Source organism: Limnospira fusiformis SAG 85.79 (assembly GCF_012516315.1).
GTDB classification, from domain to species: Bacteria; Cyanobacteriota; Cyanobacteriia; order Cyanobacteriales; family Microcoleaceae; genus Limnospira; species Limnospira fusiformis.
Map to the genome: position 1 here is coordinate 666,895 of NZ_CP051185.1, position 24,328 is coordinate 691,222.

Annotated in this window: 21 protein-coding genes; 8 read left to right on the forward strand and 13 right to left on the reverse strand. The window is 44.9% G+C overall.

Annotated features, from left to right (window positions below; genetic code table 11):
- Positions 1-24 precede the first annotated feature (24 nt).
- The 8 genes from HFV01_RS03180 to HFV01_RS03215 all read right to left on the reverse strand — a co-directional run bounded on the left by HFV01_RS03180 (position 25) and on the right by HFV01_RS03215 (position 10,209).
- Entirely contained in the window at positions 25-723 is a 699-nt protein-coding gene (locus HFV01_RS03180) for a 4'-phosphopantetheinyl transferase family protein (RefSeq protein WP_006623667.1), read from the reverse strand.
- Complete coding sequence (locus HFV01_RS03185; RefSeq protein ID WP_193520827.1) at positions 724-2,949, reverse strand: GumC family protein; 2,226 nt, start codon at positions 2,947-2,949, stop codon at positions 724-726.
- A gap of 162 nt (positions 2,950-3,111) precedes the next feature.
- The gene (locus HFV01_RS03190) at positions 3,112-4,707 is read right to left on the reverse strand and encodes an SLBB domain-containing protein (RefSeq protein WP_008053976.1); all 1,596 of its coding nucleotides are present in this window, start codon (positions 4,705-4,707) and stop codon (positions 3,112-3,114) included.
- Between the two features lie 21 nt (positions 4,708-4,728).
- Positions 4,729-5,448: a cyanoexosortase B system-associated protein gene (locus HFV01_RS03195; protein WP_006623670.1), complete on the reverse strand. Its 720-nt coding sequence runs from the start codon at positions 5,446-5,448 to the stop codon at positions 4,729-4,731.
- Positions 5,423-6,328, reverse strand: a complete 906-nt coding sequence (crtB, locus tag HFV01_RS03200) for a cyanoexosortase B (RefSeq protein ID WP_006623671.1) — start codon at positions 6,326-6,328, stop codon at positions 5,423-5,425. Before crtB ends, HFV01_RS03195 begins: the two co-directional genes overlap by 26 nt.
- Before the next feature lie 76 nt (positions 6,329-6,404).
- Entirely contained in the window at positions 6,405-7,556 is a 1,152-nt protein-coding gene (locus tag HFV01_RS03205; RefSeq protein WP_006668574.1) for a DegT/DnrJ/EryC1/StrS family aminotransferase, read from the reverse strand.
- A gap of 147 nt (positions 7,557-7,703) precedes the next feature.
- A complete protein-coding gene (locus tag HFV01_RS03210; RefSeq protein ID WP_006668573.1) occupies positions 7,704-9,836 on the reverse strand; it encodes a pentapeptide repeat-containing protein in 2,133 nt (710 codons plus the stop codon).
- 52 nt (positions 9,837-9,888) lie between these two features.
- A complete protein-coding gene (locus tag HFV01_RS03215) occupies positions 9,889-10,209 on the reverse strand; it encodes a hypothetical protein (protein ID WP_006623674.1) in 321 nt (106 codons plus the stop codon).
- 67 nt (positions 10,210-10,276) lie between these two features.
- On the opposite strand from HFV01_RS03215, the gene HFV01_RS03220 reads away from it, so the two are divergent.
- Positions 10,277-10,705, forward strand: coding sequence for a hypothetical protein (locus HFV01_RS03220; RefSeq protein WP_006623675.1), 429 nt, complete (start codon positions 10,277-10,279; stop codon positions 10,703-10,705).
- Here the strand turns inward: HFV01_RS03220 and HFV01_RS03225 are convergent.
- The 3 genes from HFV01_RS03225 to HFV01_RS03235 all read right to left on the reverse strand — a co-directional run bounded on the left by HFV01_RS03225 (position 10,702) and on the right by HFV01_RS03235 (position 14,954).
- Positions 10,702-11,535, reverse strand: a complete 834-nt coding sequence (locus HFV01_RS03225) for a glycerophosphoryl diester phosphodiesterase membrane domain-containing protein (RefSeq protein ID WP_006623677.1) — start codon at positions 11,533-11,535, stop codon at positions 10,702-10,704. The genes HFV01_RS03220 and HFV01_RS03225 overlap by 4 nt on opposite strands.
- A 233-nt stretch (positions 11,536-11,768) precedes the next feature.
- A complete protein-coding gene (locus HFV01_RS03230) occupies positions 11,769-12,599 on the reverse strand; it encodes a hypothetical protein (protein WP_193520828.1) in 831 nt (276 codons plus the stop codon).
- Positions 12,600-12,689: 90 nt separating this feature from the next.
- Positions 12,690-14,954 carry a tetratricopeptide repeat protein gene (locus HFV01_RS03235; protein WP_193520829.1) on the reverse strand — a complete coding sequence of 755 codons (2,265 nt, stop codon included), beginning with the start codon at positions 14,952-14,954 and terminating at the stop codon, positions 12,690-12,692.
- 480 nt (positions 14,955-15,434) lie between these two features.
- On the opposite strand from HFV01_RS03235, the gene HFV01_RS03240 reads away from it, so the two are divergent.
- Positions 15,435-16,253 carry a creatininase family protein gene (locus HFV01_RS03240; RefSeq protein ID WP_193520830.1) on the forward strand — a complete coding sequence of 273 codons (819 nt, stop codon included), beginning with the start codon at positions 15,435-15,437 and terminating at the stop codon, positions 16,251-16,253.
- Between the two features lie 27 nt (positions 16,254-16,280).
- A complete protein-coding gene (locus HFV01_RS03245) occupies positions 16,281-17,036 on the forward strand; it encodes a DUF561 domain-containing protein (RefSeq protein ID WP_006668567.1) in 756 nt (251 codons plus the stop codon).
- 85 nt (positions 17,037-17,121) lie between these two features.
- Here HFV01_RS03245 and HFV01_RS03250 read toward each other — a convergent pair whose 3' ends face one another.
- Positions 17,122-17,784 carry a calcium-binding protein gene (locus HFV01_RS03250; RefSeq protein ID WP_006668566.1) on the reverse strand — a complete coding sequence of 221 codons (663 nt, stop codon included), beginning with the start codon at positions 17,782-17,784 and terminating at the stop codon, positions 17,122-17,124.
- Between the two features lie 79 nt (positions 17,785-17,863).
- Between HFV01_RS03250 and HFV01_RS03255 the strand changes: the two genes are divergently transcribed.
- Positions 17,864-18,532: a DUF2301 domain-containing membrane protein gene (locus HFV01_RS03255; protein ID WP_006668565.1), complete on the forward strand. Its 669-nt coding sequence runs from the start codon at positions 17,864-17,866 to the stop codon at positions 18,530-18,532.
- A 286-nt stretch (positions 18,533-18,818) separates the two neighbouring features.
- Positions 18,819-20,285 carry a haloacid dehalogenase-like hydrolase gene (locus tag HFV01_RS03260; RefSeq protein WP_318286140.1) on the forward strand — a complete coding sequence of 489 codons (1,467 nt, stop codon included), beginning with the start codon at positions 18,819-18,821 and terminating at the stop codon, positions 20,283-20,285.
- Positions 20,286-20,362: 77 nt separating this feature from the next.
- On the opposite strand, the gene HFV01_RS03265 is transcribed toward HFV01_RS03260, so the two are convergent.
- Positions 20,363-20,866 (reverse strand): hypothetical protein, encoded by a 504-nt coding sequence (locus HFV01_RS03265; RefSeq protein ID WP_006623687.1) that lies wholly within the window; start codon positions 20,864-20,866, stop codon positions 20,363-20,365.
- 322 nt (positions 20,867-21,188) lie between these two features.
- Here HFV01_RS03265 and serA point away from each other — a divergent pair, with 322 nt between their 5' ends.
- The 3 genes from serA to HFV01_RS03280 all read left to right on the forward strand — a co-directional run bounded on the left by serA (position 21,189) and on the right by HFV01_RS03280 (position 24,324).
- Positions 21,189-22,772 (forward strand): phosphoglycerate dehydrogenase, encoded by a 1,584-nt coding sequence (gene serA, locus HFV01_RS03270; protein WP_006668563.1) that lies wholly within the window; start codon positions 21,189-21,191, stop codon positions 22,770-22,772.
- Between the two features lie 159 nt (positions 22,773-22,931).
- Positions 22,932-23,825, forward strand: a complete 894-nt coding sequence (gene prmA, locus HFV01_RS03275) for a 50S ribosomal protein L11 methyltransferase (RefSeq protein WP_006623690.1) — start codon at positions 22,932-22,934, stop codon at positions 23,823-23,825.
- 76 nt (positions 23,826-23,901) lie between these two features.
- The gene (locus tag HFV01_RS03280; RefSeq protein WP_006623691.1) at positions 23,902-24,324 is read left to right on the forward strand and encodes a YeeE/YedE family protein; all 423 of its coding nucleotides are present in this window, start codon (positions 23,902-23,904) and stop codon (positions 24,322-24,324) included.
- The last annotated feature ends 4 nt before the right edge of the window (positions 24,325-24,328 follow it).

Genomic DNA, 24,328 nt, shown 5'->3' on the forward strand with positions numbered 1-24,328 from the left:
ACTGTTGGGAGAGTTGCTATTGGCTTATTTATTCAGGGTCTCTACTGCTATAGCTGCCGCCCAATTGTCAATTTCCCAGGTTTTTAAATACCAATCTTGGGGGGAATATCCAACTATTTTAGCCCGGAAAAGTTGACCATAATTTTGGGGTAAAATCTCCACATCTTTTAAGCCCATTAATCCCGTACCAGTGGCTTTTAGTAAGGCTTCTTTCGCAGTCCAAAGCTGAAAAAAAGCCCGGTTTTGTGCGGATTTTGGATAGTTATAAAGTTGGGAATATTCCGCCTCACAAAAAAAGCGTTTGGCTAAGGTTAATCCATCCAGGGGGCGGATTTTTTCCAAGTCAATACCAACTCTGCGGTTCAAGGCGATCGCATATAGAGCCTTACCGTGGGAGTGGGAAAGATTAAACTGAATTTCACCCTGAGAATTTCCGGTAATTAAACCCGGTTTTCCCTGGGGAGTATAGGCGAATTCCAACCCCTGGGGAGCCACCCCCACATAAGAGGCTAAAATCTGGCGGAGAATGGCACGAGCGGCGGTAAAATGGAGGCGATCGCTCTCCCGACGAAACCGCGCCGCCCTTTGTCTTTCCTCAGCACTTAGGAGTCCTTCCAGACCAGCAATTTGACTTAAATTCAAATCCAAATCAGCCTGCCAAACCTCCACAGTCGGAGCGATCGCATCATCCCCAAACGGGGTAAAATGAACCCGTTGCCACATTTAACGCCTAGCGCCAGAAGGCAATTGAGGAATAGGCTGTAAATCCCTAGGTAAAGCCGGACGATCCAAAGAATCAACACCCTGAATATCAATCAATTCGCCATCATCTTCAGGCAGAAGACCGAGTTCAGCCCCATTAATAATAGCACCAAGTAACTTCGGCCGATATTTTTTCGGTCCAGTTTGCTCCTCATCAGTTTCCGTCAACTGATCAGCCAATTGATTCATCTGAGCCGACATAGTACAATTAGCTCTAGCCACCAAAACCATGCCATCAGTTAACGGTTCCAGAGTCAAGGCATCATTATGATCACTCCAAGCAGGTACATCGACAATCACCACATCAAAGCGATGGCGCACCTCTTTAAGTAAACGTCGCATCTCACTAGACTCTAGCACCGCCGTCACTTGTTTTAAGGGACCCGGGGAGGGAATCACATAGAGATTTTCCACATCTGGAACCATGCGGATACAATTATTCAAATCTCCGTAATAGCGCAAAGGTTCCCAACGGTCTTGAGAATCAATAGCCAATCGCATTCTCTCAGCTTGGCTTGGCGATCGCAAATCTGCCTCAATTATCAAAGTCCGTTTTCCGGCTTTCGCGGAGGCGATCGCCAAATTATAGGCTGTCAGAGTCTTACCTTCCGGTCCCTTAGTGCTAGTCATCAACACCACCTTCGGAGGTTTTTGGCCGTTACTGAACAAATTACTACGCACCTGCTCATAAGGTTCCAAATACCGAGAATTATGATGTAGTAGTAAAGGCATATCCCAATCCGCATGGTCATCCAAAACATTGGGAACCACCCCCAGAATCGGAATTTCTCGTTCTTTCAAAGCGCCCTGAATCTCCTCCCAGGTGTAGAATTTACCGCTAAGTATACCCAACGCAAAAATCAGCACCGCACCAACTATCACCCCACCAAAGCCACCCGCAGCCATGACCAGGATTAAACTAGGTGGTGGTGGTGGATCTTCCACATCAGGAGCCGCCGCCTCCTGAACCACCTGTAAACTGCTCACCGTTTCCGCTTCCGCCGCCTGAGCGTCAGCCAATTGCGCCTGCATTTTATCGTAGAGAGCCTGTCTATAACCCACCTGTTGTTCTAGCCGCATTTTCTCCATTTGCTTATTAGGAATAGTGGCATATTCCCGTTCTAGTCTTTGTCCCACCTCACGGCTAGTAGCAATTTCTTGGAGTAGAGTTTCTTGCTGAGTTTGCAGGTTAATTAAATTTTGAGCAATTTGCTGTCGGGAGGGGTCTAAGGAAGAATCAACCCGAATTTGGTCAACCTGTCGCAGGGGAGCCGCCACTCCATGACCTCCGAGAACCTCAGAAGCTCTCGCTTGTAATTGCTGTTCGCTTGCCTGTTGTTGTTTAATTAAATCTGCTACCTGGGGATGAGCATCGGTAAAATCCTTACGGAGAAACTCTAACTGAGACTCAATTTGATACAGTTGTACTCGCAATTGAGCAATAATTGGATCAGCGGTCAGCGCTTGGGAAACATAGGCCTGATCGACATTCAATCCTAGTCTACCTTCCAAACTAGCGATTTGAGCATTAATAGAATCCAGTCTCAATTCAAGCTGTTCTACATGATTTCTATTGGAAATAATCGACTGAGGTAAGGAACCACTTGTGATCGCCAATAAAGTAGCGCCTTCTCGCCTATCATACTCTTCCAGAGTATTTTCAGCTTCTCTCAAGTCCGCTCTCGCTGGTCCCATGCGATCTTGAATTGTGTCGATAATATTGCGGAGTTGTTCGGTATTAATTAAACGGCTCTGTTCGATAATCTCCCGCATTAATACATTGACCACTTCCACAGAGCGATCGCGATTATAATCTCTAAAGGTGACTTGAATTGTACCCGGTTGACCACCCTCTCCCGGTCTAATTTGAATCCTAGCGTTAGCACGAAAATCTCTAGGGGTAATCATCGTTTCATTTAACACCGCCTCAATCACACGGGGTTGTAGTAACATCCGGTCCGTGAGTTGTTGTCCTTGCTGTCGAATATTCTGACCTGTTTGGGAGAACAAAACGGGCGGATTTTTATAGGTTAAAACTCCTCTGGCTTCGTAGGGAGGTCTTGGCGGCGCTTCCAAAATCATACCCACCCCCCCAGAAATTCCCAACGCTACTACAAAGGCGGCTAATCCAGCAACTTTATAGTTTTCAAAGGCGATTAAATAGCGTTTAACAATTGGTAAAGTCATGGCAATCTCAGGATTTTGGGTAATAGCAATTTGGTATTTACAGCCTTTTCAGTAATCATGCCATAGGCCGTCAAAGTCCCTCTCCCCCATGGGAGAGGGATTTAGGGTGAGGGTAATGTTTAGCACAATTTATCAACAAGCTGTATACCTTTAATTATTCTGTTATTGGTCGGGTCCAAATAATCGTTCAGCCGAGTTAATGAGTTGTTGAAAGAAGAGAGTAAAACCGAGGACATCGCGAAAGGGTTGGGTAAAGTTATTGAGAAACACAGTGACCTGGGTAATCAGATTACGATTAATCACAATCACATCTTCATCTTGTAGTAGAATGTTGTCGGTTTGGTCTCCTCTAAGTACATTTTTACCATTCAGAATCTGAGTAGTTGTTTGTCGAGATTGTCGGTCATATCGAATCAGGGCAATTTTATCGAGGTCTCCAGTTTGTAAAGGTACATTGGCGAGGATATCAATAAAGGTGCTACCATTGGGTAAGGCTACAGCACCGATCGCATTTCCGGCATAACTAAGAATTCTGACGGTAATTTGCTGGTTAACTAAAGTTGAACTAGCCACTAATTTGCGATCGTAGTCTCTCTCATCCACATCAGGAGCTAGTGGTAGTACAATCACCGAATCACCATTAGATAGAGAAACATCCGGGAGAGCCGTAGCTTCTGCTAAGGGTGTATATAGATCTATGATATCTTCTAAAACTCGACCATCAACGGTAGTGCGACAAACTAGGACGGTACGCAAATCAGCAGTTAATGTCGCACCTCCGGCCGCTAACAGAGCCGTAGAGACGCGAGAACCCCCAGCCGGGAGGGTATAGAAACCTGGTTGCACAACTTCCCCAACGACGGTTACTTGGGCGGGAACTGGTGCAGCAGCCAGACTATAATTTTCTAACAGATCTCGCTCTACGCCTTCTGATGGGCTAACCTCCATAGTGGGAACTGTAATCACATCGCGATCGCTTAGGCGAATATTAGGCGGTTCCATACCCAATAATAGGGGGGTAAATAGGTCGATTTGGGTTTCGAGGGTTTGTCCGGTGGGTAAAGTCCGGCGCACAGTAATCCGTCGTAAATCTGCCCCTGGTCTAGTTCCCCCCGCCGTAGTCAAGGCGACAATTAGCTGTGGTGATGGTAGGGGATAAAAACCTGGTCTGGCAATTTTTCCGGTCACGGTGACTTGTACCGGTCGCTGATTGACCAGAGAGACGACAACTTCAGGGTTTCTGACAAATTGAGCTAGGCGGGGTTGAATATTCTGGCGCACCTGTTCTAAGGTTAATCCTTCCAATTCCACTAGACCAATTAAAGGCATAGCTAGGGAACCTTGAGGACCAATGGTAGCATTGGGAATAGTTAATTCTTGGGAACGCTGACCATTGACAAACACATCAATAAAAATCTGATCTCCAGGTCCTAGCTCATAACTTTTCATGCGATCGCCAACAGGGCCTTCAAACACAGAAGGTTCCACCGGAATACCAGAGGGTCTGGTCTGAATGGGAGCATCCACATTGCGGAAAAGCTCTAATAGTGTAGGCCAGTCCGGTTGTACTGGTGCGGGTTGTCCGCCGCCTCTCGGTAGGGGTTGATTCACAAAGGAGCGAGGTAAGATGCACCGATCAGGTATCCTTTGAGCCATAGACTTTCCGCCACTGGTGATGATGGCTAAAGGAATAATACTCGCCACTGAGTAGAGACTGGTGAGGAATAGGGATTTAATCGGGTTGAGGTTAGCGCCCATATCAACACTGTGGATAACTGTTTATTCTGGCTGGAAAATCGTGGTCATCAATTCTTTTTGGATATCCTGACCGAGGGATTGAGCTATAGTTGCCACTGTTTCTATGTCACCCAAAGGCTCCATAGGAATCATAATACTGACAGCTACCCAGGGAGCGCGATCGCCTCTTAGTTGAGCTTGGCGATCGGCAAAAAACCAGTGACTTGGTGCGGGAGAACCGCCATTATGCCAAGCGTACCATTGTACAAGGGCATAGGTTTGGCGGGGGTTCCAAGCCCGAAAAAATCTGGCGTTAATTGTCACTGGTTGGGGGGAGTCTAGGGTCAATTGCAGGGTACGATGGGAGTCAGTTCTGAGGCTCTGTAACCCTTGCAGATCCATCCATTCGACTTGGGGCTGGTCTTTATAATAGTTTTGGGGAAACAGCAATAGCAGGACTTCGGTATCATTTTGTTTGAGGCTCTGCAAAGACCATCTCCTCGCCCCCACTTGAATGGTATCGTGACTGGTAGTTTCCCACCCTGGTACGGTTAAACCCTCACGGCGAATGGTTTGCAGTTGAGGGAGAGCTTGAATATCAGGCATATCTGACCAGGACCAGCCACCCCGAAAGAAACCGGGAAGGGTCCCTACCAAAAATAGGACTAGGAGAAATCCCAATAGTACCCATTGAGAGGGTTTTAGCTGTAGTTTGGGGGTTTCATGGCTGGTGGGTTCAAGATTCGGGGCTGATTTGTCCATTATCTTCGGATTCCTCTTGCTCAGGGAAATAATATTGCATTAATTTCATCACAATCACCAATAGACCCAACATAGAAGCAGAATATAGGTCTCCTCCCCACCCTTCATGAAGCCAATCAAAAAGTTCTTGATTACCTGTGCCGAAAAACAGAGTTAATAGGGTATTGCGGATAATATTCGCGACAATACTCGTCAAAGCTGCTGCCACCAAGAAGAGGATGGTTTTGGTTCTCGAAGCGATCGCACCCGTCCAGTACAATAACATTAAACCGACATACAGACTGGTAAATAACATTTTCAGGCCAGCACAGTGTGGCGCAACCTCAACAATTTGTCCATTTACATAGAGATAGATTTGATCTACTGTCACCGGGACGTTAAACTGGATCAGAACAAATCCCGCCATATTAGCGATAAAGGTTTGTAGAGGCAGGGCTAAAGGCTCTATCAGATAGGGGATATGGTTAGGGGTTGCCAGTAGCACAAATAATAAGGCTATCCCCTGCAATTTTAACCCAGGTATTCCTTTTAGCCAGAGGCAGAGTCCGGCTAGAATCATCGGAAAGGACAGATTGACTAAATCGGAGATACTACTGAGGTAGAAAACGCCACCGAGTCCTAATAATACTCCCCCCAAGGGGTGCAGTTGATTGGGTAGTTTGTTCCACTGGTGGCGGTTATTCCATGCAATATAAGCCGCGAAGGGTAGACCAATTACGCCGTGGCTAAAATATTCATGTTCGATGCTAATGCTTTTGTTCAGCCAGCCATCGTACCAATGCACGAGCAAAGGGCCGTATAATAACACCAACAAGGCGCAAGCCAATCCGATAAATAGATTTCGCTCTATCGCCACAGGAATTTTCGGTTGAGTTTCCATAAGCCTTAATAATTGTGTAATCGAGCCACATTCCCACCTGATTCGATGTCCCTATTTGGTCGCGAACATCTCGCACCTACTCGTTTTTAATTCCCAAGGCTGTGCGAATAGCTGCGACTACCCGATTAATCTGATCACTGGTAATTCCAGGATACATGGGTAAAGATAGAATCTGCTGGCTGAGGGTTTCAGTTTTGGGAAAGTCTCCAGCTTTGTATCCCAGATCAGTATAACCGGGTTGCAGGTGACAGGGGATGGGATAGTGAATACCTGTTTGCACCCCTAATTCATTCAGTTTAGCTTGTAGTTGATCGCGAGTGAGGGAACATTCCTCGGTCACACGAATTACATACAGATGATAAACATGACCGCCTTCACTGTAGTTGTAAATGGGGATAATGCCATATTCTTTGAGTACCATCAATTGAACATCATACTGTTCGGCGGCTAAATTGCGATCGCGGTTCCACCCTGGTAAATGACGCAATTTGACGTTAAGAACGGCGGATTGTATAGTATCTAAGCGGCTGTTAGTTCCCAATTCCGTATGTAGATATTTTTCCGGTGCGCCATAATTCCTCAGAATTCGCGCCTGTTTAGCTACGGTTTCATCGGAAGTCACCACCATACCCCCACTACCAAAAGCGCCTAGATTTTTGCTAGGGTAGAAACTAAAGGCGGCGGCGCGACCGATAGAACCGGCGCGATAGTTTTCGCAGGTAGCCAGATGAGCTTGTGCCGCATCTTCAAATACAATTAAGTTATGAGTTAGGGCTAGGTCCAGCAGTTGGCTAGGGGTGACAATTTGACCATATAGATGCACTGGTAAAATCGCCTTAGTTTTTTCGGTGACCGCCCTTTCGGCTGCGGCTATATCAATTAAAGCGGTGTTTAATTCACAGTCTACCAAAACGGGTTTGGCTCTGGCTTGCAAAATGCCAATAATGGTAGCAATAAAGGTATTGGCTGGGACTAAAACTTCGTCTCCTGGTTTCACCCCACAGGCTTGTAAACCGATGGCGATCGCATCAGTTCCGCAGGCGACACCCACCCCATATTCTGCACCACAGGCTGTAGCAAAATCCGCCTCAAATTCTTGCAGAGCGCGTCCCAGAATAAAATCTCCGCGTCCAATTACTGCATGAATTGCCTTTTCAATTTCATCGGTAAGTTCCTGATATTGAAAGGATAAATCAACAAAGGGAATAGGTGCCATAGAATCGGTCATGATTTTAGCCAATATGGAACAATTTGGGTGTCTATTTTTTACGGTGAAATTAGCCGAATTAACCAAAATAAAGCTGGAGTCTGGGGGGGTTCAGTAGTTAATCCCTTATGACCATACCACTGAATCTAACTGCATTTAAAAGCCGTTTCATGACCCACAATTAGGATGAATTCCGCCTTGATTGCAGATATGGGTAATTTGAGCATCACTCAAGTTTTGCACTCTGGAAAAATCAGCCCCCTGCATTCGGTTTGAGGTTTCACCTTGATGGGTTTCTTCGATAAACTCATCAGTGCGAGTTTCCCGATTAACCACAAAGGTCACCCCCTCAAAATTTGCGCCATGTAGTCTAGCACCCTGTAGGTTAACTAAACTCAGGTCAGCATTACTCAGGTTAGCATTTTGTAACCTAGCGTTTCTAAAATTAGTGCCAGTGAGTTGAGCTTGACTGAGGTTAGCATTCTGAAGATTAGCGCCTTGGAAGTCAGCGCCGGATAAGGAACCCCTTTGTAGATCTGCTTCCCGGAGGTCAGCAAACATAAATTGGGTTCCTTGGGCGTTAATCTGACTCATACGGGCTAATTTGAGGTCTGAGCGTGACAGATTAGCGTTAGTGATATCTGCTCCGGTCAAACTAGCTTCTTTTAGATTAGCATTTTCTAGGTTAGTGCCAATCAGACTAGCACTGCTAAAATTACTGCCATTCAAATCAGCATTTGATAAATTAGCGCGGTCTAGGGTCCCATTTAACAGGTTAGTGCGCCGCATGATGACGGGACTCATAAAAGCGCCTGTGAGGTCAACAGAGGTCAAATCAGCGCCGCTGAGGTCTGAGATCAAGTCGTCAAAGGTGTTAAAACGTCCGTCAGGTCCTGGTGAAGCAAAGCGACTATTACGGAAATTTGCATGGGTCATGATCGCACTGCGGAAACTGATCCCAGATAGGTCGGTTTGGTCTAGTACGAGGGTAAACTGAGCGGGAGGGGTGGTAGTTTGACCGAGATGAACACGACTGAGATCGGCTTGTTGGATAAAACCGCCATAGACTTTGAGAATTTTGGCGATCGCCCTTTGAGTAGCCTGCTGTCGTTGGGAAACAATACGTCTTTGCCGTTGGTCCGCCCCAAACCTCATGAAATCGAGGTCATTTCTCAAGGCTTGATTCAGTTTGCGGATGTTAGGTAAAGCCACCGGACCTGTACTCACCAAAGCCTGTTGAATCACCTCTAGCAATATGGGGTCATCTTCTTGACCGAGTAAATCCACCAATAGGGGAACAGCGCGGGGGTCTTGTAGGGTTCCTAAAGCTAAAATTGCTCCCCGCCGTTGTGCGGGGTCGGTGTTGGCGGTGGGAGAAAGGCGACCCACCAGCGCCAGGAATATTTCGTTATCTTGATTTTGGGAGGCGCGAAGGTTGGCTTGATTTTGAATATAAACTTGAGTACCAATAAAGGTTCCCAAAACCGCTGCCATGCTGGCGCTACCGACGATAATTAGGGTTAAGCCAGGATATTGTCGCATCCATTGCCATAAATTCCACTCTGGGAGTTTTGGCTTAGAGGTCAAGACGATCGCTTTGACGGATTGGTTTTCTTCTTCCCAGTCGTAGGAGGTAAATGGATTGGTAAAGAAGGAAGTCGCCGCGGGTTGTACATAAGTACCAGCCAGCAAATCGTGTCCGGTGCGACTGTGGAAGCGCCGCCCCATTAGTCCGTCAGCCACGAGCATAATTCCCGATAACCCCATAAATACCAGGAGATTGGGGAATGCGCCTGTCGCTTGCCAAACTAGATAGGCGATACCGACGGGAATGCCCCAACGCCCGATGGTTTCCCTGGCGATAATCCGTGAAAATCCGGGGGGGAGTTGTCTGGAGTTGACTACACGAACCCCAAACCAGCGTTTGGGAAGGGTTTGTCCGGTGGTGGACAATAGATAAAGCTGCCAGGAGGCGATCGCTATCGGCAAAATTAAGGCACCAGACCAAAAGAAATTCGTCAATGGAGATACACGGGGCTGGCGATCGCGCATTGGTAGTCCCAAGGTAGCGGCCACAGTTTCGGCTGTTCCTCTTACTACTGGGTTGAGGGGGACTGACACAGAACCGCGATTAGCAATCGCACCGATGGTCAATGGGGCTAATCCCCCCACGATTACTAGGGAGATCTCGACCGCCCAAGCACTACAGCGACGCACCCAAAAGGGGAGTTGTTTGGCTTGTTTTTGCCAGGTAGGCGTTGGTTGGTCGATGCTGGGTCGGTTTGCAGTCGGACTAGCCATAATTAATAATTGCCTTTGTCTGAATCTTTGATGATGGGTTAAGCAGATTTCTTTAAATCTTGGGTTTTTGGGATGATTTGAATACTTGATAACCTATGTACACTATCACCCCGACTACCGCAAGACTTATGGCTAAGGAAATTAATTCGACAAGGGTTTTTAATAGGGCTAACCCGGCGATGACTCCCACACTGGCTACGGCTATCTGTCCGGCTTTGGGTAATCTCTTGAACCGCGCCATCAACTGACCATATAGGGTTTTTAGGCTGCTGTTTAAGTTGGAGGGGGTGGGATTTATGGGTGCATTGGGGTTAACTTCGGCTTCGAGTTCCTCGAGGCGACGATTGATTTTCGGGTCGTCTTGGTAGTTCAAGGGATTTCTCCTCCGGGGATATAAAACAACGCTTTACCATTGTACAAGGAGATTAAGAGGGTGGGTTATGACTAATATTAACTTGGGTCAAGTTTTCACCGCTGGACTTCTGGGGGTTTCCCTGTTTCTGGCTGCGGCGCAGTCGGCTTTGGCTGACAGGCGATCGGTTTCTCCTGGGGTGGCTATCACTTTATCGGGAACTTCGGGGGGAAGTTCTAATAGCCGAGACTGTGGTTGGATCGCTGAGAGTCCTAATCATATTCTGGATGTGACTCAGGATCTACCATATTGGAGTATTACTGTACAGACGGCTGGGGCTCCCACTTTACTGATTGATGGTCCGGCTGGTCGCTATTGTGTACTCCCGGAGAGTCCCTCTGGGTCTATTTTACAGTTTTCCGGTTATGGTACTCGCGGGACTTATCGGATTTTTATTGGCGATCGCCAACAGTCTCAACATCCTTATAGCCTTTCTATTTCTGACCGTAAGCCCTAGATTTCTGGCTTTTTGGGGCGATCGGTGACTCGATTCTGTTTCCCATTACGGCTGATTATGTCATAGTAAATCACTGCTGTAATGGATTGGAAAAACGGCCAAGTCAGCAGAATCATTGCAATTAACACAGCCAAGATAATTAAGAAATTCACCAAAGCTGCTAAGTCATACGGCAAAATTACACTGATAACTAATCGGCTGATTGTCATAATCAACTGACCCCCAATGCTGACGGGGAACGTGGCTAGACCTGCAACTATCGTAATCAAGATAATTTTAAAGGCTGATTCTTTGGTTATTTGCCAACTCTTGCTAATTGCTCCGGTGGCAGTCATCGGGTTTTCTACGGCTAGAATCACGTCACATATATACAGGCGGGCTGATATCCACATCAACCCTATATAAAACATGACAAATGCGACTACTCCTAATAAAAATCCTAGTAATAATGATACCAAACTTTCGGGACTCAGTAGGATAGATACCAAGAATCCGGCTATTCTCACAGCTATGGCTAAACCTATAAAAGCCCCAATCATAATCAATAGTAGCAGAAGTGATTGCCCTAAAAAACTCCATTTGCGCTTGTCTGTATAGCGTTTAGCGTCTGCTCCTGGTTCGGGGCGTTCGCTCACCTCAAAAAAAGCTAAACGAGCGATCGCTCCTGAAATCGCCGCAAATTTCGCCCAACCATAAATGGGAACAATCAGCCATAAAAAGCCGAAAAACGCCATAGTAAAGTATTGTTTAAAATGGTCTCGATAGATACGAAATCCGGCACTAATCACATCACCCAAGTTGAGGGATTTATGAGCATATTTATTAGTCATGACTAAATTTATAGATGCAGCTATAGGATTTTTGACTGTCTCCAAAATTACAGATTCTTGGTATCCTTGATTTCACCAAAGCCAGAAATGCTGATCGTCTTCACCTAGGGGGGGTTTAGGGGGGGATCCAGGAATCTGCTTTTAATTCACCAGCCAGACAATTCCTATGGTGGGGATTATACAGGAATCGACCAATTAGGGCGATTTTCTTAAACAAAATTTTATAAATACCTTCAGATTTCCAAGATTTTGGGGTTATCTGTGACTAAATCCTGTTCATCCTGATGGTTGATGAGGTCGTAGTAAATCACGGCTTTAATGGATTTGAAGAAGGGGATAGTCAGCGCCCCCATAGCAATTAAAACAGTTGATAAAACTAATAAATTCAGCCCAACTGCTACGTCAGCCGCCACTAGGGAATTGATAAGTAATCGGCTGAGTAACAAAATAAACCGAGTCGCTATGGGGAAGGGTAAGGTTGCTAAAACTGCGACTATAAAAATACCCATAATTTGAAACTCTGATTCTTCGGTAATTTCCCAACTTTTCTTGATAGAAGTTTTGGCGTTGGTCTGGTCTTCTAATGCCAGAATCACGTCACATATATACAGACGGGCTGATATCCACATCAACCCCATGTATAAGATGATAAATCCAAATACTGCCAATAAAAATATCAACCATGATAACCAAAAAGTCTCAATATTCAGTTTCATAAATATGAAGATTGCCGTACCAAGAACCATACTAAAACCTATGAAAATGCCAATGATAATTAATCCGACGAGCAGTAATTGTCCTAAAAAACTCCATTGGCGTTTGTTAGTGTAGCGTTTAGCGTCTGATGGAGGTTCGGGGCGTTCGCTCACTTCAAAAAAGGCTAAACGAGCGATCGCTCCTAAAGTGGCGAGACATTTAGCCCAACCATAAACGGGAACAATCAGCCATAAACAGCCGACCAAAGCCATAGTAAAGTATTGTTTAAAATGGTCTCGATATATCCGAAACCCGGCAATGATAACATCACTGATACTTAGAGAGTTTTGAGGGTATTGATTAGTCATGACTAGGTTATAGATAGAGTTAGAGGATTTGGCTAATGTCCCACAAAATTACCAACCAATATCTGGGATAAATTTTAGATAAAAACCAGGTTACTGTAATCGCTGAATTTGATATTGAGAATCCCGAAATCCCCCGGTCAAACCTTGCTCTAAAAACAGTTTTCCAGCCTGTTCAAAATCACTGATGGCACCTCGGCGATCGCCTAAAGATGCTCGGACCATTCCGCGACCATAAAAAGCACCAGCCAAATTAGGTCTGATGCGAATAGCTTGGGCGTAGTCTGCGATCGCCTCAGAGTAATTACCAAGTTCAGCATGAGCCTGAGCGCGATTACTGTATGATTCAGCATCATTAGGATTCAGACTAATAGCTTGGCTATAGTCAGCGATCGCCGCCTCATAATCCTCAGCCAAAGAGTGAACTAACCCCCGATTACTGTGAGCCTTAGAATTATTAGGTTCTAACTCAATCGCCTTAGTACAATCTCCAATAGCTGCATCATAATTTTGCACATTCAGATGAGCAATACAGCGATTATTATAATCCATAGCTGTGGGGTTTAATTGAATGGATCTACTACAACTTTCTATCGCCGCCTCATAATTCCCTAAATTGATGTAGGTACTGCAACGATTCCCGTATGCTTCAGCATTATCTGGTTCCCAACTAATCACTTGATTATAGTCTGCTAAAGCACCTTGATAATCTCCTAAATGAAACCGAGCGCGACCCCGATTATAATAAGCAGCAGCCGACTCGGGATTGAGTCTAATTGCTTCTGTATAATCAGCCATTCCTGCTTGTAAGTTACCAGATTTAACGTGAGCGCTTCCCCTAGCGCGATAGGCTTCACTATTGTTTGGTTGTCGCCTAATTACTTCGGTATAATCTAATATGGCGGCTTCGTAGTTTTCTTGGCTATAATGGGCGAGTCCCCTTTGATAAAAAGCATCTGTATCTTCTGGGTTCAGACGGATCACTTGATTTAGGTCATTAATAGCATTACCAAAATCTCTCATTTGATGGTATGCTAAACTGCGGTTAAAATAGATTTCAGGATTAGTAGGATCAAGTTTAATGGCTTGGGTATAGTCAGCGATCGCCTGCTCATATTTCTGGAGATCATAGTAAGCATTAGCCCGTTTACGGAAGGCTTCACTATTATCAGGAAATAGCTGGATTGACCGAGTAAAAGCCTTAATTGCCGCCTCTGGGTCTCCCGCTTCCAGACGTTCTACCCCTCTTTTTAGGGCGGCTTCTGATTTGACAGGATCGGGGCGGCTTAACACTTGAAATAAGCCAAATATCACGATTAAACCGACTAATCCGGTTGCCGCTATTCCCACTACAGTCCAGAGGCGATTTAAGGATATGTCTCGTCGCGGTTTGTGTGTTTTATAGGGGGGATGATTTGGGGAAGTTGGGTTAACTAACCCGGTTTTTCCGGTGAGTTGATTTAATTCAGCGATCGCATCAATAGCGGATTTATATCGTTTCCCATAGTAATGATGCACCATTTTATCTATAATACTAGCTAATTCGTTACTAACTCGCGCCCGCTGTCGCCAGGCAATTTCTCCAGATATAGATAGGCTAGGATCTTGGAGTTTGGGCAAATCTGAGCCTTCTAAACCAGTTAAAGCCTGAATAGCAATCATTCCCACAGCATAGAGATCGCTATTAAATTGGGGGTTTCCCTGGAATTGTTCGATCGGCATATAGGAGGGTGTACCCGTGGCGATCGTTCGCATGGGTTGATTATTTTCCTCAGCCAGTTGGCTAGTCACGGCTTTGACGGAACCGAAATCGATTAAGACTAGGGCTTGGTCTGATTTGCGGCGAATTAAATTAGAGGGGTTAACATCTCGATGAATTACGCCATTTTGGTGAACAAATACTAAAATATTGAGGATTTCTTCTAAGAGTTCGATCACTAGATCTTCTTTCCAAGGATGACCGGGAATTAGTTCTTTATGAAGGGGATGTCCTTCGATAAATTCTTCGACTAGATAGAAGTGATTATTATCCTCAAAATAGGCTAATAATAGGGGAATGCGATCGTTGCGTCCTAGCTTTTCTAAGATTTCTGCTTCCTGTCGAAATAGGCGTAAGGCTGTTTTCAGGATTTTGGAATTATTACTAGGGGGACGCAGTTGTTTAACCACACATTGAGGATGACCAGGACGGCGGGTATCTGCGGCTAGATAGGTCTGACTAAATGCTCCTGAACTCAAAATTTGTACAATTCGATACCTTCCATCTAGGAGTTGACCAATGATTTCCATCTGGCGTTGAGGTTTGAAACTTCTAGGGGAGTTCGAGGAATGGGGTTTGGAGCGATCGTCTAAGTTCATAATATGTTACAGTTTGATATAAAATGGCTGGAGAGAGCAAATGGAATCGGTTTTCCTATCGATTAACTGATTTTCATCAGGATTGAGAACTCACCATTGAGTTTCTTATGTCAATTTTGGCATAAAATTTTGGGTATAGTCTATATCAACCATAACAAGTGTCAGCACCCCGATCTAAAAAGACGGCGGCTCTCATTCCGCCTAAGCTGCTGACGAGCGATCGTCTTATACGGAGCGGGTTCTAAATAGTCTGGACTTCCATATAGATGATTAAAGAATATGCTTGTATGGGCGGGTTCTAAAGAATCGGGACTTCCATATAGATGATTACAGAACCCGCCCCTACTATATTGGCAAGTGAACCCGGTCTGATTGTACCATGCCCTTGGTCTTTAGGTAGGTATGCAGACCATGATCAAGATCTAGTTTCCTGAGATTACAAAATATTATCAATTTTTGGTGAAAATTACCTGGAAAACCATGCACAATTTTATCCCCCCTCATCGATTTTTCCCTTACCTAACTTGGACAGAAATTGCGGAAATGCCCGATCCAGAAAATACCGTAATTATCCAACCAATTGGGGCTATAGAACAACACGGCCCCCATTTACCGTTAATTGTGGATGCTGCTATTGCTACCGCCGTGACGGGTCTAGCCCTAGAAAAACTCGATCGCACTATTCCCGCCTATGCCCTGTCTACCTTACATTACGGCAAATCTAACGAACATTGGCACTTTCCGGGAACCATCACCTTAACCTCTGAAACCTTAATATCAGTATTAATGGAAGTAGGGGAAAGTATATATAGGGCGGGGTTCCGCAAATTAGTATTTCTGAACGCTCATGGTGGACAACCCCAGATTTTAGACATGGTAGCGCGAGACTTGCATCAACAGCATGAAGATTTCATGGTATTTCCCCTGTTTGTGTGGCGGGTTCCCCACATAGCCAAAGAACTATTTTCCCCGGAAGAATTGGAATTAGGGATTCACGCTGGAGACATAGAAACCAGTGTGATGTTATCAATTTTGCCTGATGTGGTACGCCGGGATAAGGCGGTGCGAGAGTTTCCCCACGGCTTACCCTCCGACAGTTTACTGAGTATGGAAGGAAAATTGCCCTTTGCTTGGGTAACGCGGGATCTAAGCGCTAGTGGTGTGTTGGGAGACGCAACGGCGGCTACAGAAGAGAAGGGGAGTCGCCTACTGGAGTCGGTGGTAGACAGTTGGGTAAAAGCGATCGCAGATATTTATAAATTTCAGCAGCCCCAGTGTTTCCGCTCTGTGTCAAAATAAATCGATATCGGAAATAGAGCCTAAGTAATGACAATGATCAACTCTACTCTACAGCAAGCCTTTAACCGAGGCCAAGGGCTGAAAGTAATTAGCGGTTTAATGAATTTCCATCGCCCCAATGTGGTGGCGGTGGTGAAAGCAGCAACTCAAGGCGGCGCGACCTTTGTAGATATTGCCGCTGACCCGGAATTAGTGGCGATCGCGCGTGATTTGACCCATTTACCTATTTGTGTGTCAGCCGTAGAACCAGAAAAGTTCCTCCCCTGTGTGGAAGCTGGCGCTGATCTGATTGAAATTGGGAATTTTGATGCTTTCTACGCCCAAGGACGGCGCTTTGAAGCCCCCGAAGTGTTGCAGTTGACCCGTCAAACTCGATCGCTACTTCCTGAGATTACCCTATCCGTAACAGTTCCCCATATTTTGGAACTGGATCAACAAGTCCAATTAGCCATAGACTTAGTGGAAGCTGGGGCGGATATTATCCAAACAGAAGGGGGAACTAGCGCTAACCCTGTGCATCCCGGAACTTTAGGATTGATTGAAAAGGCTGCGCCTACCCTAGCCGCCGCCCGGGAAATTTCCCGCGCCGTATCGGTTCCAGTATTATGCGCTTCTGGAATTTCTAGTGTAACAGCACCTTTGGCGATCGCCGCCGGTGCTGCCGGTGTCGGTGTCGGTTCAGCTATCAACCGCCTCGATAATGAATTAGCAATGATTGCAGCGGTTCGTAGTCTCGTGGAAGCATTAGCCACCGTGAATACTGCCCGGATTTATCAGTCTTAGAAAATCTCTACAGCCCCAGCGTTCATCTCTTTGGCAGTTATTAATTATCCGCCGATTACATGACACTTGGGGCTGTATTCTCATCTCAATCTCCCGCGCAAGTTAAAAACCAGATCGAATAATCTTCAATTAATTGATAATTATCAGACTCCTCATCTGTGCATTCTAAATCCGCTAGGTCTAGGGTAAATAATTTCTCATCGCTAACCCGTCGGACTTGCACTTGTAAGCCATATTCTTCATCAAATTTATCAGCAAAGCCCAGAATTTCAAAAGTATCTTGATGGGAAGGATTGTTGATTTTTTGTTTCTCGTATTCCTTTTTGCGACCGGAAGACAATAGATATTCTTCTTCCCAAGCAAATTCATCACTTGCGGTTACATAACAAGGTAACTTGATTTGTTTTTTCAGATATTGCAGATAGAGTTTAAGTTTTTTTCGGAAACTATAAGAAGGCTTAAAACCCAAGTTTTTTTCAGTCTTAGCTACCGCCATTTCCAGGTCAGCATCGGTCAAATAATCAAGGTATAAGTCATCAATACCTGGGATATTTTCGATATCACTTATAGTCAAGTTTTTGATGACATCCAACATCAACAAACGAGGATCTTCTGGGAGGTCTAATCGGTCTATACTGTTACCACTACGGATATTAAAAGTAATCGTCTCATCAATTTGAATCCCCTTGAGGTCAGACGGTTCGGGATGAGTCGAGGCGGATTTTAAGTTTTTCTGAAATTTTGTCATAATATTTAGGTTAGTGAACAACAGAACTTACTTTAATTTGTTCTGGATAGATCCGAATCATCAACAGGAGACCAAAATTGTGACCCAAACAGTACCAACCTCTCAGCCACAGATCTACCAAGGACAGTTTGGCGAGTATACCATCACTGATGACGATCGCCAGGGAGTCCTAGTATATAGAGTTAGTTTGGCGATCGCCGCCGTCTGCTTTGGTTTAGGGACCGCTTTAGTCTTATGGGACTCACACAGCCCCATATTCCGGCAACTGCTGACCCCTATTTATCTTGTGTTCTGGTTAGCTTTGGGAGTTAGCCTGTTCACAATTCATATCTATCTAATTATTTTACACAGATTCCTTCAGTTTTGTTGGCTCATTGGGGGTATTGCTACCCTGGTAGTGGCGATCGCAGATCCTGAACCCTTAGCCGTCACCGTTTATAATCAGCCATATAGCTTATTCGGTGTCGGCTTTACATTTGTGGCTCTAACAGGCATTTATTTTAAGGAGGCTTTTTGTTTTAATCGCATGGAAACCAAACTGCTAACTCCCCTAGTCCCCCTCTTACTGTTGGGATATATGGCGGGAGTGTGGACAGTCATCAATCAGAAATTTTTGTTGTTTTTCTGGGCTATTCAATTCGGGATTTTTGCCCTCCGCAAGTGTTTCCAAGCCATTCCTTCTGATATTGGTGATAAAAGTGTATTTGATTACCTTCACCAACAGCGATCGGCCCAATCGCACAATTAAGTATAATTGACCCCACTACCCAGTCATCAATCTGACTAGCAGCCCCTAGAAGCTGTTGTCAAAGATAACCGGTCAATATTAGCAACTTCTGCCCTTTTCCTTAGCCAGGGGCAGGATATCTCCAGATCAAGGCGATCGCAGATTATTCTTGACTGCTATAGCCACTAAGTCCATGATCGCATATATTTGATGATGGTAACATCCGTAATTTCACTCAAGACAATCTGAATACGTTAAATGCTTACTCCACCCTAAATCAAATTTTCTTGATCAATTCTGAAAACCTATGGCCACAATAGAGCCCGAATCAATGTCCATGGAACTACAAGGAAAACTTGTAATTGTAGATTTGGACGAAACGCTTTTTCTGCGAAACTCCACAGAAGAATATCTAAATTCTTTACAGCCTAAAACCTTGGGGGCTGTTTTATTAATTGCCCTAGATATTCTCAAGCCTTGGAACTGGTTACCCCAACCCCTCAAAGGAGACCAATCAAGGGATTGGTGTCGTGTAATTATCTCCACCCTAATTTTTCCCTGGACTTTAATTTTTTGGCAACAGCAAGCCCAGAAACTTGCCCATAATTATATCAACCAGGAACTGATCCTAAAATTCCTTGAACAATTCCCCTCACAAATAGTTATTGCTACCCTCGGCTTTGATCTAATTATAAATCCCATTATTAAGAATTTACAATTTTGTCCTGATGCTGTGATTAGTTGTCGGTTTTGGCAGGGAGGGGTTGATCGTCAACGGGGAAAGTATGAGTTAGTTAAAGCAGTATTAACTGACGAAGAAATCGCCAATGCCGCCGTCATTACAGATTCCACAGATGATCAGGTATTATTGGATGCTGTAGCATCACCCTATCTCGTGCAGTGGCCTGATGCTCAATATGTCCCGGCTATGGCTGATGCTTATATTCCATTTTTGTATCTGGAACGCGGTAAGCGCCCCGGCCAAAAATATTTCATCAAGAACATTATTGCAGATGATTGGTTAGTCTTGATTTTGGCGATCGCTTGGATAAGTCCTTATCCAGCTTTACAATCAATCATGATGCTGTTTTTGCTTTTATCTTTTTGGTGTATCTACGAGTATGGCTATGTAGATAATGATATCATCGCCGAAACTTTTGAGCAAAAACCTACTCTCAGCGCCACCTATCAAAACTACAAAAATCGTGTCAAACTCTTGCAGGTTTGGTTATGGGCGATAATTTTGGCAATACCCGGACTTTTCTTGTTAGAGGTGATAAAACTTCAATTAACCCCAAAAACTATCAATTTATCCCTACTCAGTTCTATGGGTTTAGATGGTGTCCTGTGGCTCACTTTTTTGAGCGTTGTATTTGGGTGTTTTTGGAGTTATAACCGCCTTGACAAACAAACTCGAATTTGGCTATATTTCTGCTTACAAGCAAGTAAATGTTTTGGGTTTTTGATAGTAACTACCACAAATAGCATAGGTATTATGTTATTTGCTTCTCAAGTTTTAGCTCGCTGGATCGCCTATATTGTGTATCGAGTCGGTAAACACACCGAATGGATGGAATTTCCGGGAGAGTTTTTCCGGTGCTTTTTGTTTACATTTCTGATTATTTCTGTCGCACTAGGAACCGGGGAATTATCCATTTTACTGAGTTGGCAAACTCTCGTGATTTTTGCCTGGTGTGCTTACCGAGGACGTAGGCAATTTGTCAATATTTGCCGTCAAGCATACCCAATATATAAGGATAAAACTCTGGTCTAATTGCCAAGCCAACAGCTTGCACAGCTAACCGTAATTGTGCAAGCTGCTAGGTAAGCTATCGGATCCTGCTGCCTTTTTCAGATACTATAACCCTGGATATTTTCCGGGTTAAATTGTTTGAGGGTGCGGGTAGCTTGACGGACTAAAGTTTCCGAACCTTGAACCACAACTAGATATTTACCAGCATTGAGGCGATTTCGATAGGGTACAGCATCTCCCCCGCCAATAATCAAGCCTACCCCGCCGCCAGCGAGAATGCTACCGAGTCCCCCAGAAATGCCCCCCAGAATGCCACCGATGAAATGATCGCCAATTTCCCCCGCCCAAGCAAAGGTATTAAGTCCCGTGATTAAGCTAAAGGTGTAGCCAGCCACAAAGCCAAAAGGAATCAACCAACTAGCCATAAGTTTAACCTGTTTGCGGGCCGGATCATAGGGGTCAATCAAGCCAAACTCATCAGCGCTTTTGTATCCTCTGCCTAAAATACTCACTTGAGTGATTGGGATTTCGTCTTTTTCTAAAGCCAAATAGGCAGCCTCAGCTTGAATGCGATCGGGTAAAACAGCAATTAGGTAGTTCATATATGATGATTAGATTATTGGATATACGGCTGCAATTCTGTTAGTCACTAGGTTTCATGATCCCCCTGTTAAGGTTGGTAAATTTACCATAATTCTGTGGTTAATTATCAAGGGCCATGATGCTGGGGACAATCCAAACTAAATTTACTAAATTTTTGTGAACAATTTGTGGTAGGTCGTCCCCCTTAACGCTAGAATAGTTCACTGCGGTATTTTTACCGCGATCGAGATCTGCATCAACAGACTCTCTCAATTTACCACGAATCCTTAAATCAAGGAAGTTGTGGTTAATCCCCTACAGTTGCAATTTATTAGCCCAACCATGCCTAAGGTTCTTGTATCTGATCCGATTGATCAAGTTGGACTTGACATTATCTCTCAGGTGGCTCAGGTGGATGTCAAAACCGGACTACCTGCTGAGGAACTGGTAAAGATTATTCCCGAATATGATGCCCTGATGATCCGTTCTGGTACTCGTGTCACCAAAGAAATAATAGAAGCGGGTACTCAGCTGAAAATTATTGGTCGGGCTGGTGTGGGGGTGGACAACGTGGATGTTCCCGCCGCCACCCGCCAAGGAATTGTCGTAGTTAACTCCCCCCAAGGTAACACGATCGCCGCTGCCGAACACGCTATAGCCATGATGTTAGCCCTATCGCGCCATATTCCCGAAGCCAATGTATCCGTAAAAAGCGGCCAGTGGAATCGCAAACAGTTTATTGGGGTAGAAGTTTACAAAAAAACCCTGGGGATTGTGGGACTGGGTAAAATCGGTTCCCATGTAGCCTCCGCCGCCAAAGCTATGGGGATGAAATTACTAGCCTATGATCCATTTATTTCCCAAGATCGCGCCGAACAGTTAGGCTGTCGGTTAGTAGATTTAGATTTACTGATCCGCGAGTCAGACTATATCAGTCTACATATGCCGAAAACTGAGGAGACCTATCATTTAATTAATGCACAGGCTCTGGCTCAAATGAAACCCACAGCTCGTATCATTAACTGCGCTCGTGGGGGTATTGTGGATGAAGTAGCTTTAGCAGAAGCTCTGAAAAATGATCAAATTGCTGGGGCGGCGGTAGATGTTTATGAAAACGAACCCCTAGAGGAAAATTCCCCCCTGCGGGAGTTGGGTCAAAAGGTGATCCTCACTCCCCACTTAGGAGCATCCACAGAAGAAGCTCAAGTTAATGTAGCCATTGATGTAGCTGAACAAATTAGAGATGTATTGTTGGGCTTACCAGCTCGTTCAGCGGTCAATATTCCTGGGTTGTATCCCGATGCTCTCGAACAACTCAAGCCCTATCTACAACTGGCGGAAACCTTGGGAAATTTGGTCAGCCAATTGGTAGGAGGTAGGGTCGATTTCTTGGATATCCGTTTACAAGGGGATTTAGCCAATCGCGATAGTAAACCGGTGGTGGTAGCGGCTCTGAAAGGTTTGTTATCTCAGGCTCTGCGGGAGCGGGTTAATTATGTTAATGCTACCATTGAAGCCAAAGAACGCGGTATTCGGGTCATTGAAACTAGGGATGCTTCGGTCTGTGACTATACCGGCTCTCTGCATTTGGAAGCTAAGGGATCTTTAGGTACTCATTCGGTGACGGGGGCTCTATTGGGCGATCGGGAAATTCGGGTGACAAATATTGATGATTTCCCCATTAACGTACCCCCGACTCGTTATATGTTATTTACTCTCCACCGAGATATGCCGGGAATTATCGGTAAAATCGGGTCGCTGCTGGGTAGCTTTAATGTCAATATTGCTAGTATGCAGGTCGGTCGTAAAATTGTACGGGGAGAGGCGGTGATGGTTTTAAGTTTAGATGACCCATTGCCGGACGGACTGTTGAGTGAGATCATGAAAGTAGCAGGTATCCGGGATGCCTATACGGTAACTCTCTAAACTCAAGGAAATTAGGGTGCTGGACTTAATGGCTCCTGGCAGACTAGACTGGAGAAAGTGGAGAATCAGATGCTCACACTACCTCTAGTGGGATAAATTATCCCCATACTTCTAGTGAGCTAAATGCTCGCATATTGTCTGGCCCCAAAAGTAACTGATATGGCACATAGCTGGTGGGAAATTCGAGTAGTCTGTGATTTGAACCTAGAAGAAACTGTCTTCTGGCGACTCGAAAATTTTGGCTTTCGGGGAACAGCCAGTCAAACTAAACATCAGTCTTGTTTGATTTGTGCCTATTTACCAGAAGAACAAGCTCATCTTTTGGACCTGGCGGCTTTATCTATTTTGCTGCGCCAGGATGCTTTGTGTATGGAAATGTCTATCCCTATTGTGCAATGGGATCTCATTGATGAGGAAGACTGGTCTAGTAGTTGGAAGCAGCATTGGGAACCAACGGAAATTGGCGATCGCTTTTGGATTTATCCGGCTTGGCTAACTCCCCCCGAAAATAGCGATCGCCTTATTTTACGTCTTGACCCTGGGGTGGCTTTTGGTACCGGAGCCCATGCTACTACTCAGCTTTGCTTGGAGTCCCTAGAAATGCGTTTGGGAATATTAGGGGAAAATCCGATCACTGTTGTTGATATCGGTTGTGGTTCGGGAATTTTGGGTATTGGTGCGATCCTATTGGGGGCGACTCAGGTTTATGGTGTCGATACTGACCCCTTAGCGGTGCGATCGGCTAATGAAAACCGCGACCTTAACCATATATCCCCAGAACAAATGATTAGTGAGGTGGGAAGTGTTGAGGAGTTGATTAAGCGTGCTAAAGGACCTGTTGATGGGATTTTATGCAATATTTTGGCTGAGGTGATTATGGATATAATTCCTCAGTTGGACTGTCTGACTAAACCTAATAGTTGGGGGGTTCTCAGTGGTATTTTGCTAGAACAGGCTAAACCGATCGCTGATTTGTTAGAACAACATGGCTGGATCGTCGCCACTCTCTGGAAGCGACAGAATTGGTGCTGTTTCAATATTAGACGTTCTTGATAGTTGCACATCTGAAAAACTCTCACAATCATGATAATTGAGAGGGTGAAACAGTGTTAATCGTTCAGGAGGTAATATGGCTGATTTTAACTGGATAAGTGCATTAATGGGCGGGGTTTTAATTGGTATGAGTGCTACCATATTATTGGCTTTTAATGGTCGGATTGCTGGCATTAGCGGCATGGTTAATGGGGCGATTACTTTTAAATCCCAGGAGGCTTGGCGATGGCTATTTATTCTGGGTTTAATAGCTGGTGCTGCTATTTATGAATATGGATTTCCATCGCCACCAACTCCCCCGTCAAATTCCGTACCTTTATTAATGATTATTGGTGGTTTTCTAGTGGGGTTTGGTACTCGTATGGGTAACGGTTGCACCAGTGGTCATGGGGTTTGTGGTTTGGGTCGCTTTTCTATGCGATCGCTGATAGCAGTTCTCTCATTTATGACCACTGCTTTTATTACTGTATTTATCATGCGTCATGTTTTAGGGGTGTAATTTT

Bases quoted from the DNA above. Each gene is read 5' to 3' on its own strand.
- HFV01_RS03245 (WP_006668567.1), top strand. From the start codon at position 16,281: ATGACAATGATCAACTCTACTCTACAGCAAGCCTTTAACCGAGGCCAA.
- HFV01_RS03280 (WP_006623691.1), top strand. From the start codon at position 23,902: ATGGCTGATTTTAACTGGATAAGTGCATTAATGGGCGGGGTTTTAATT.
- crtB (WP_006623671.1), bottom strand. From the start codon at position 6,328: ATGGAAACTCAACCGAAAATTCCTGTGGCGATAGAGCGAAATCTATTT.
- HFV01_RS03210 (WP_006668573.1), bottom strand. From the start codon at position 9,836: ATGGCTAGTCCGACTGCAAACCGACCCAGCATCGACCAACCAACGCCT.
- HFV01_RS03195 (WP_006623670.1), bottom strand. From the start codon at position 5,448: ATGGACAAATCAGCCCCGAATCTTGAACCCACCAGCCATGAAACCCCC.
- HFV01_RS03230 (WP_193520828.1), bottom strand. From the start codon at position 12,599: ATGACTAATCAATACCCTCAAAACTCTCTAAGTATCAGTGATGTTATC.
- HFV01_RS03185 (WP_193520827.1), bottom strand. From the start codon at position 2,949: ATGACTTTACCAATTGTTAAACGCTATTTAATCGCCTTTGAAAACTAT.
- HFV01_RS03190 (WP_008053976.1), bottom strand. From the start codon at position 4,707: ATGGGCGCTAACCTCAACCCGATTAAATCCCTATTCCTCACCAGTCTC.
- HFV01_RS03205 (WP_006668574.1), bottom strand. From the start codon at position 7,556: ATGACCGATTCTATGGCACCTATTCCCTTTGTTGATTTATCCTTTCAA.
- HFV01_RS03225 (WP_006623677.1), bottom strand. From the start codon at position 11,535: ATGACTAATAAATATGCTCATAAATCCCTCAACTTGGGTGATGTGATT.
- HFV01_RS03265 (WP_006623687.1), bottom strand. From the start codon at position 20,866: ATGAACTACCTAATTGCTGTTTTACCCGATCGCATTCAAGCTGAGGCT.
- HFV01_RS03220 (WP_006623675.1), top strand. From the start codon at position 10,277: ATGACTAATATTAACTTGGGTCAAGTTTTCACCGCTGGACTTCTGGGG.
- serA (WP_006668563.1), top strand. From the start codon at position 21,189: ATGCCTAAGGTTCTTGTATCTGATCCGATTGATCAAGTTGGACTTGAC.
- HFV01_RS03240 (WP_193520830.1), top strand. From the start codon at position 15,435: ATGCACAATTTTATCCCCCCTCATCGATTTTTCCCTTACCTAACTTGG.
- prmA (WP_006623690.1), top strand. From the start codon at position 22,932: ATGGCACATAGCTGGTGGGAAATTCGAGTAGTCTGTGATTTGAACCTA.
- HFV01_RS03260 (WP_318286140.1), top strand. From the start codon at position 18,819: ATGGCCACAATAGAGCCCGAATCAATGTCCATGGAACTACAAGGAAAA.
- HFV01_RS03250 (WP_006668566.1), bottom strand. From the start codon at position 17,784: ATGACAAAATTTCAGAAAAACTTAAAATCCGCCTCGACTCATCCCGAA.
- HFV01_RS03180 (WP_006623667.1), bottom strand. From the start codon at position 723: ATGTGGCAACGGGTTCATTTTACCCCGTTTGGGGATGATGCGATCGCT.
- HFV01_RS03235 (WP_193520829.1), bottom strand. From the start codon at position 14,954: ATGAACTTAGACGATCGCTCCAAACCCCATTCCTCGAACTCCCCTAGA.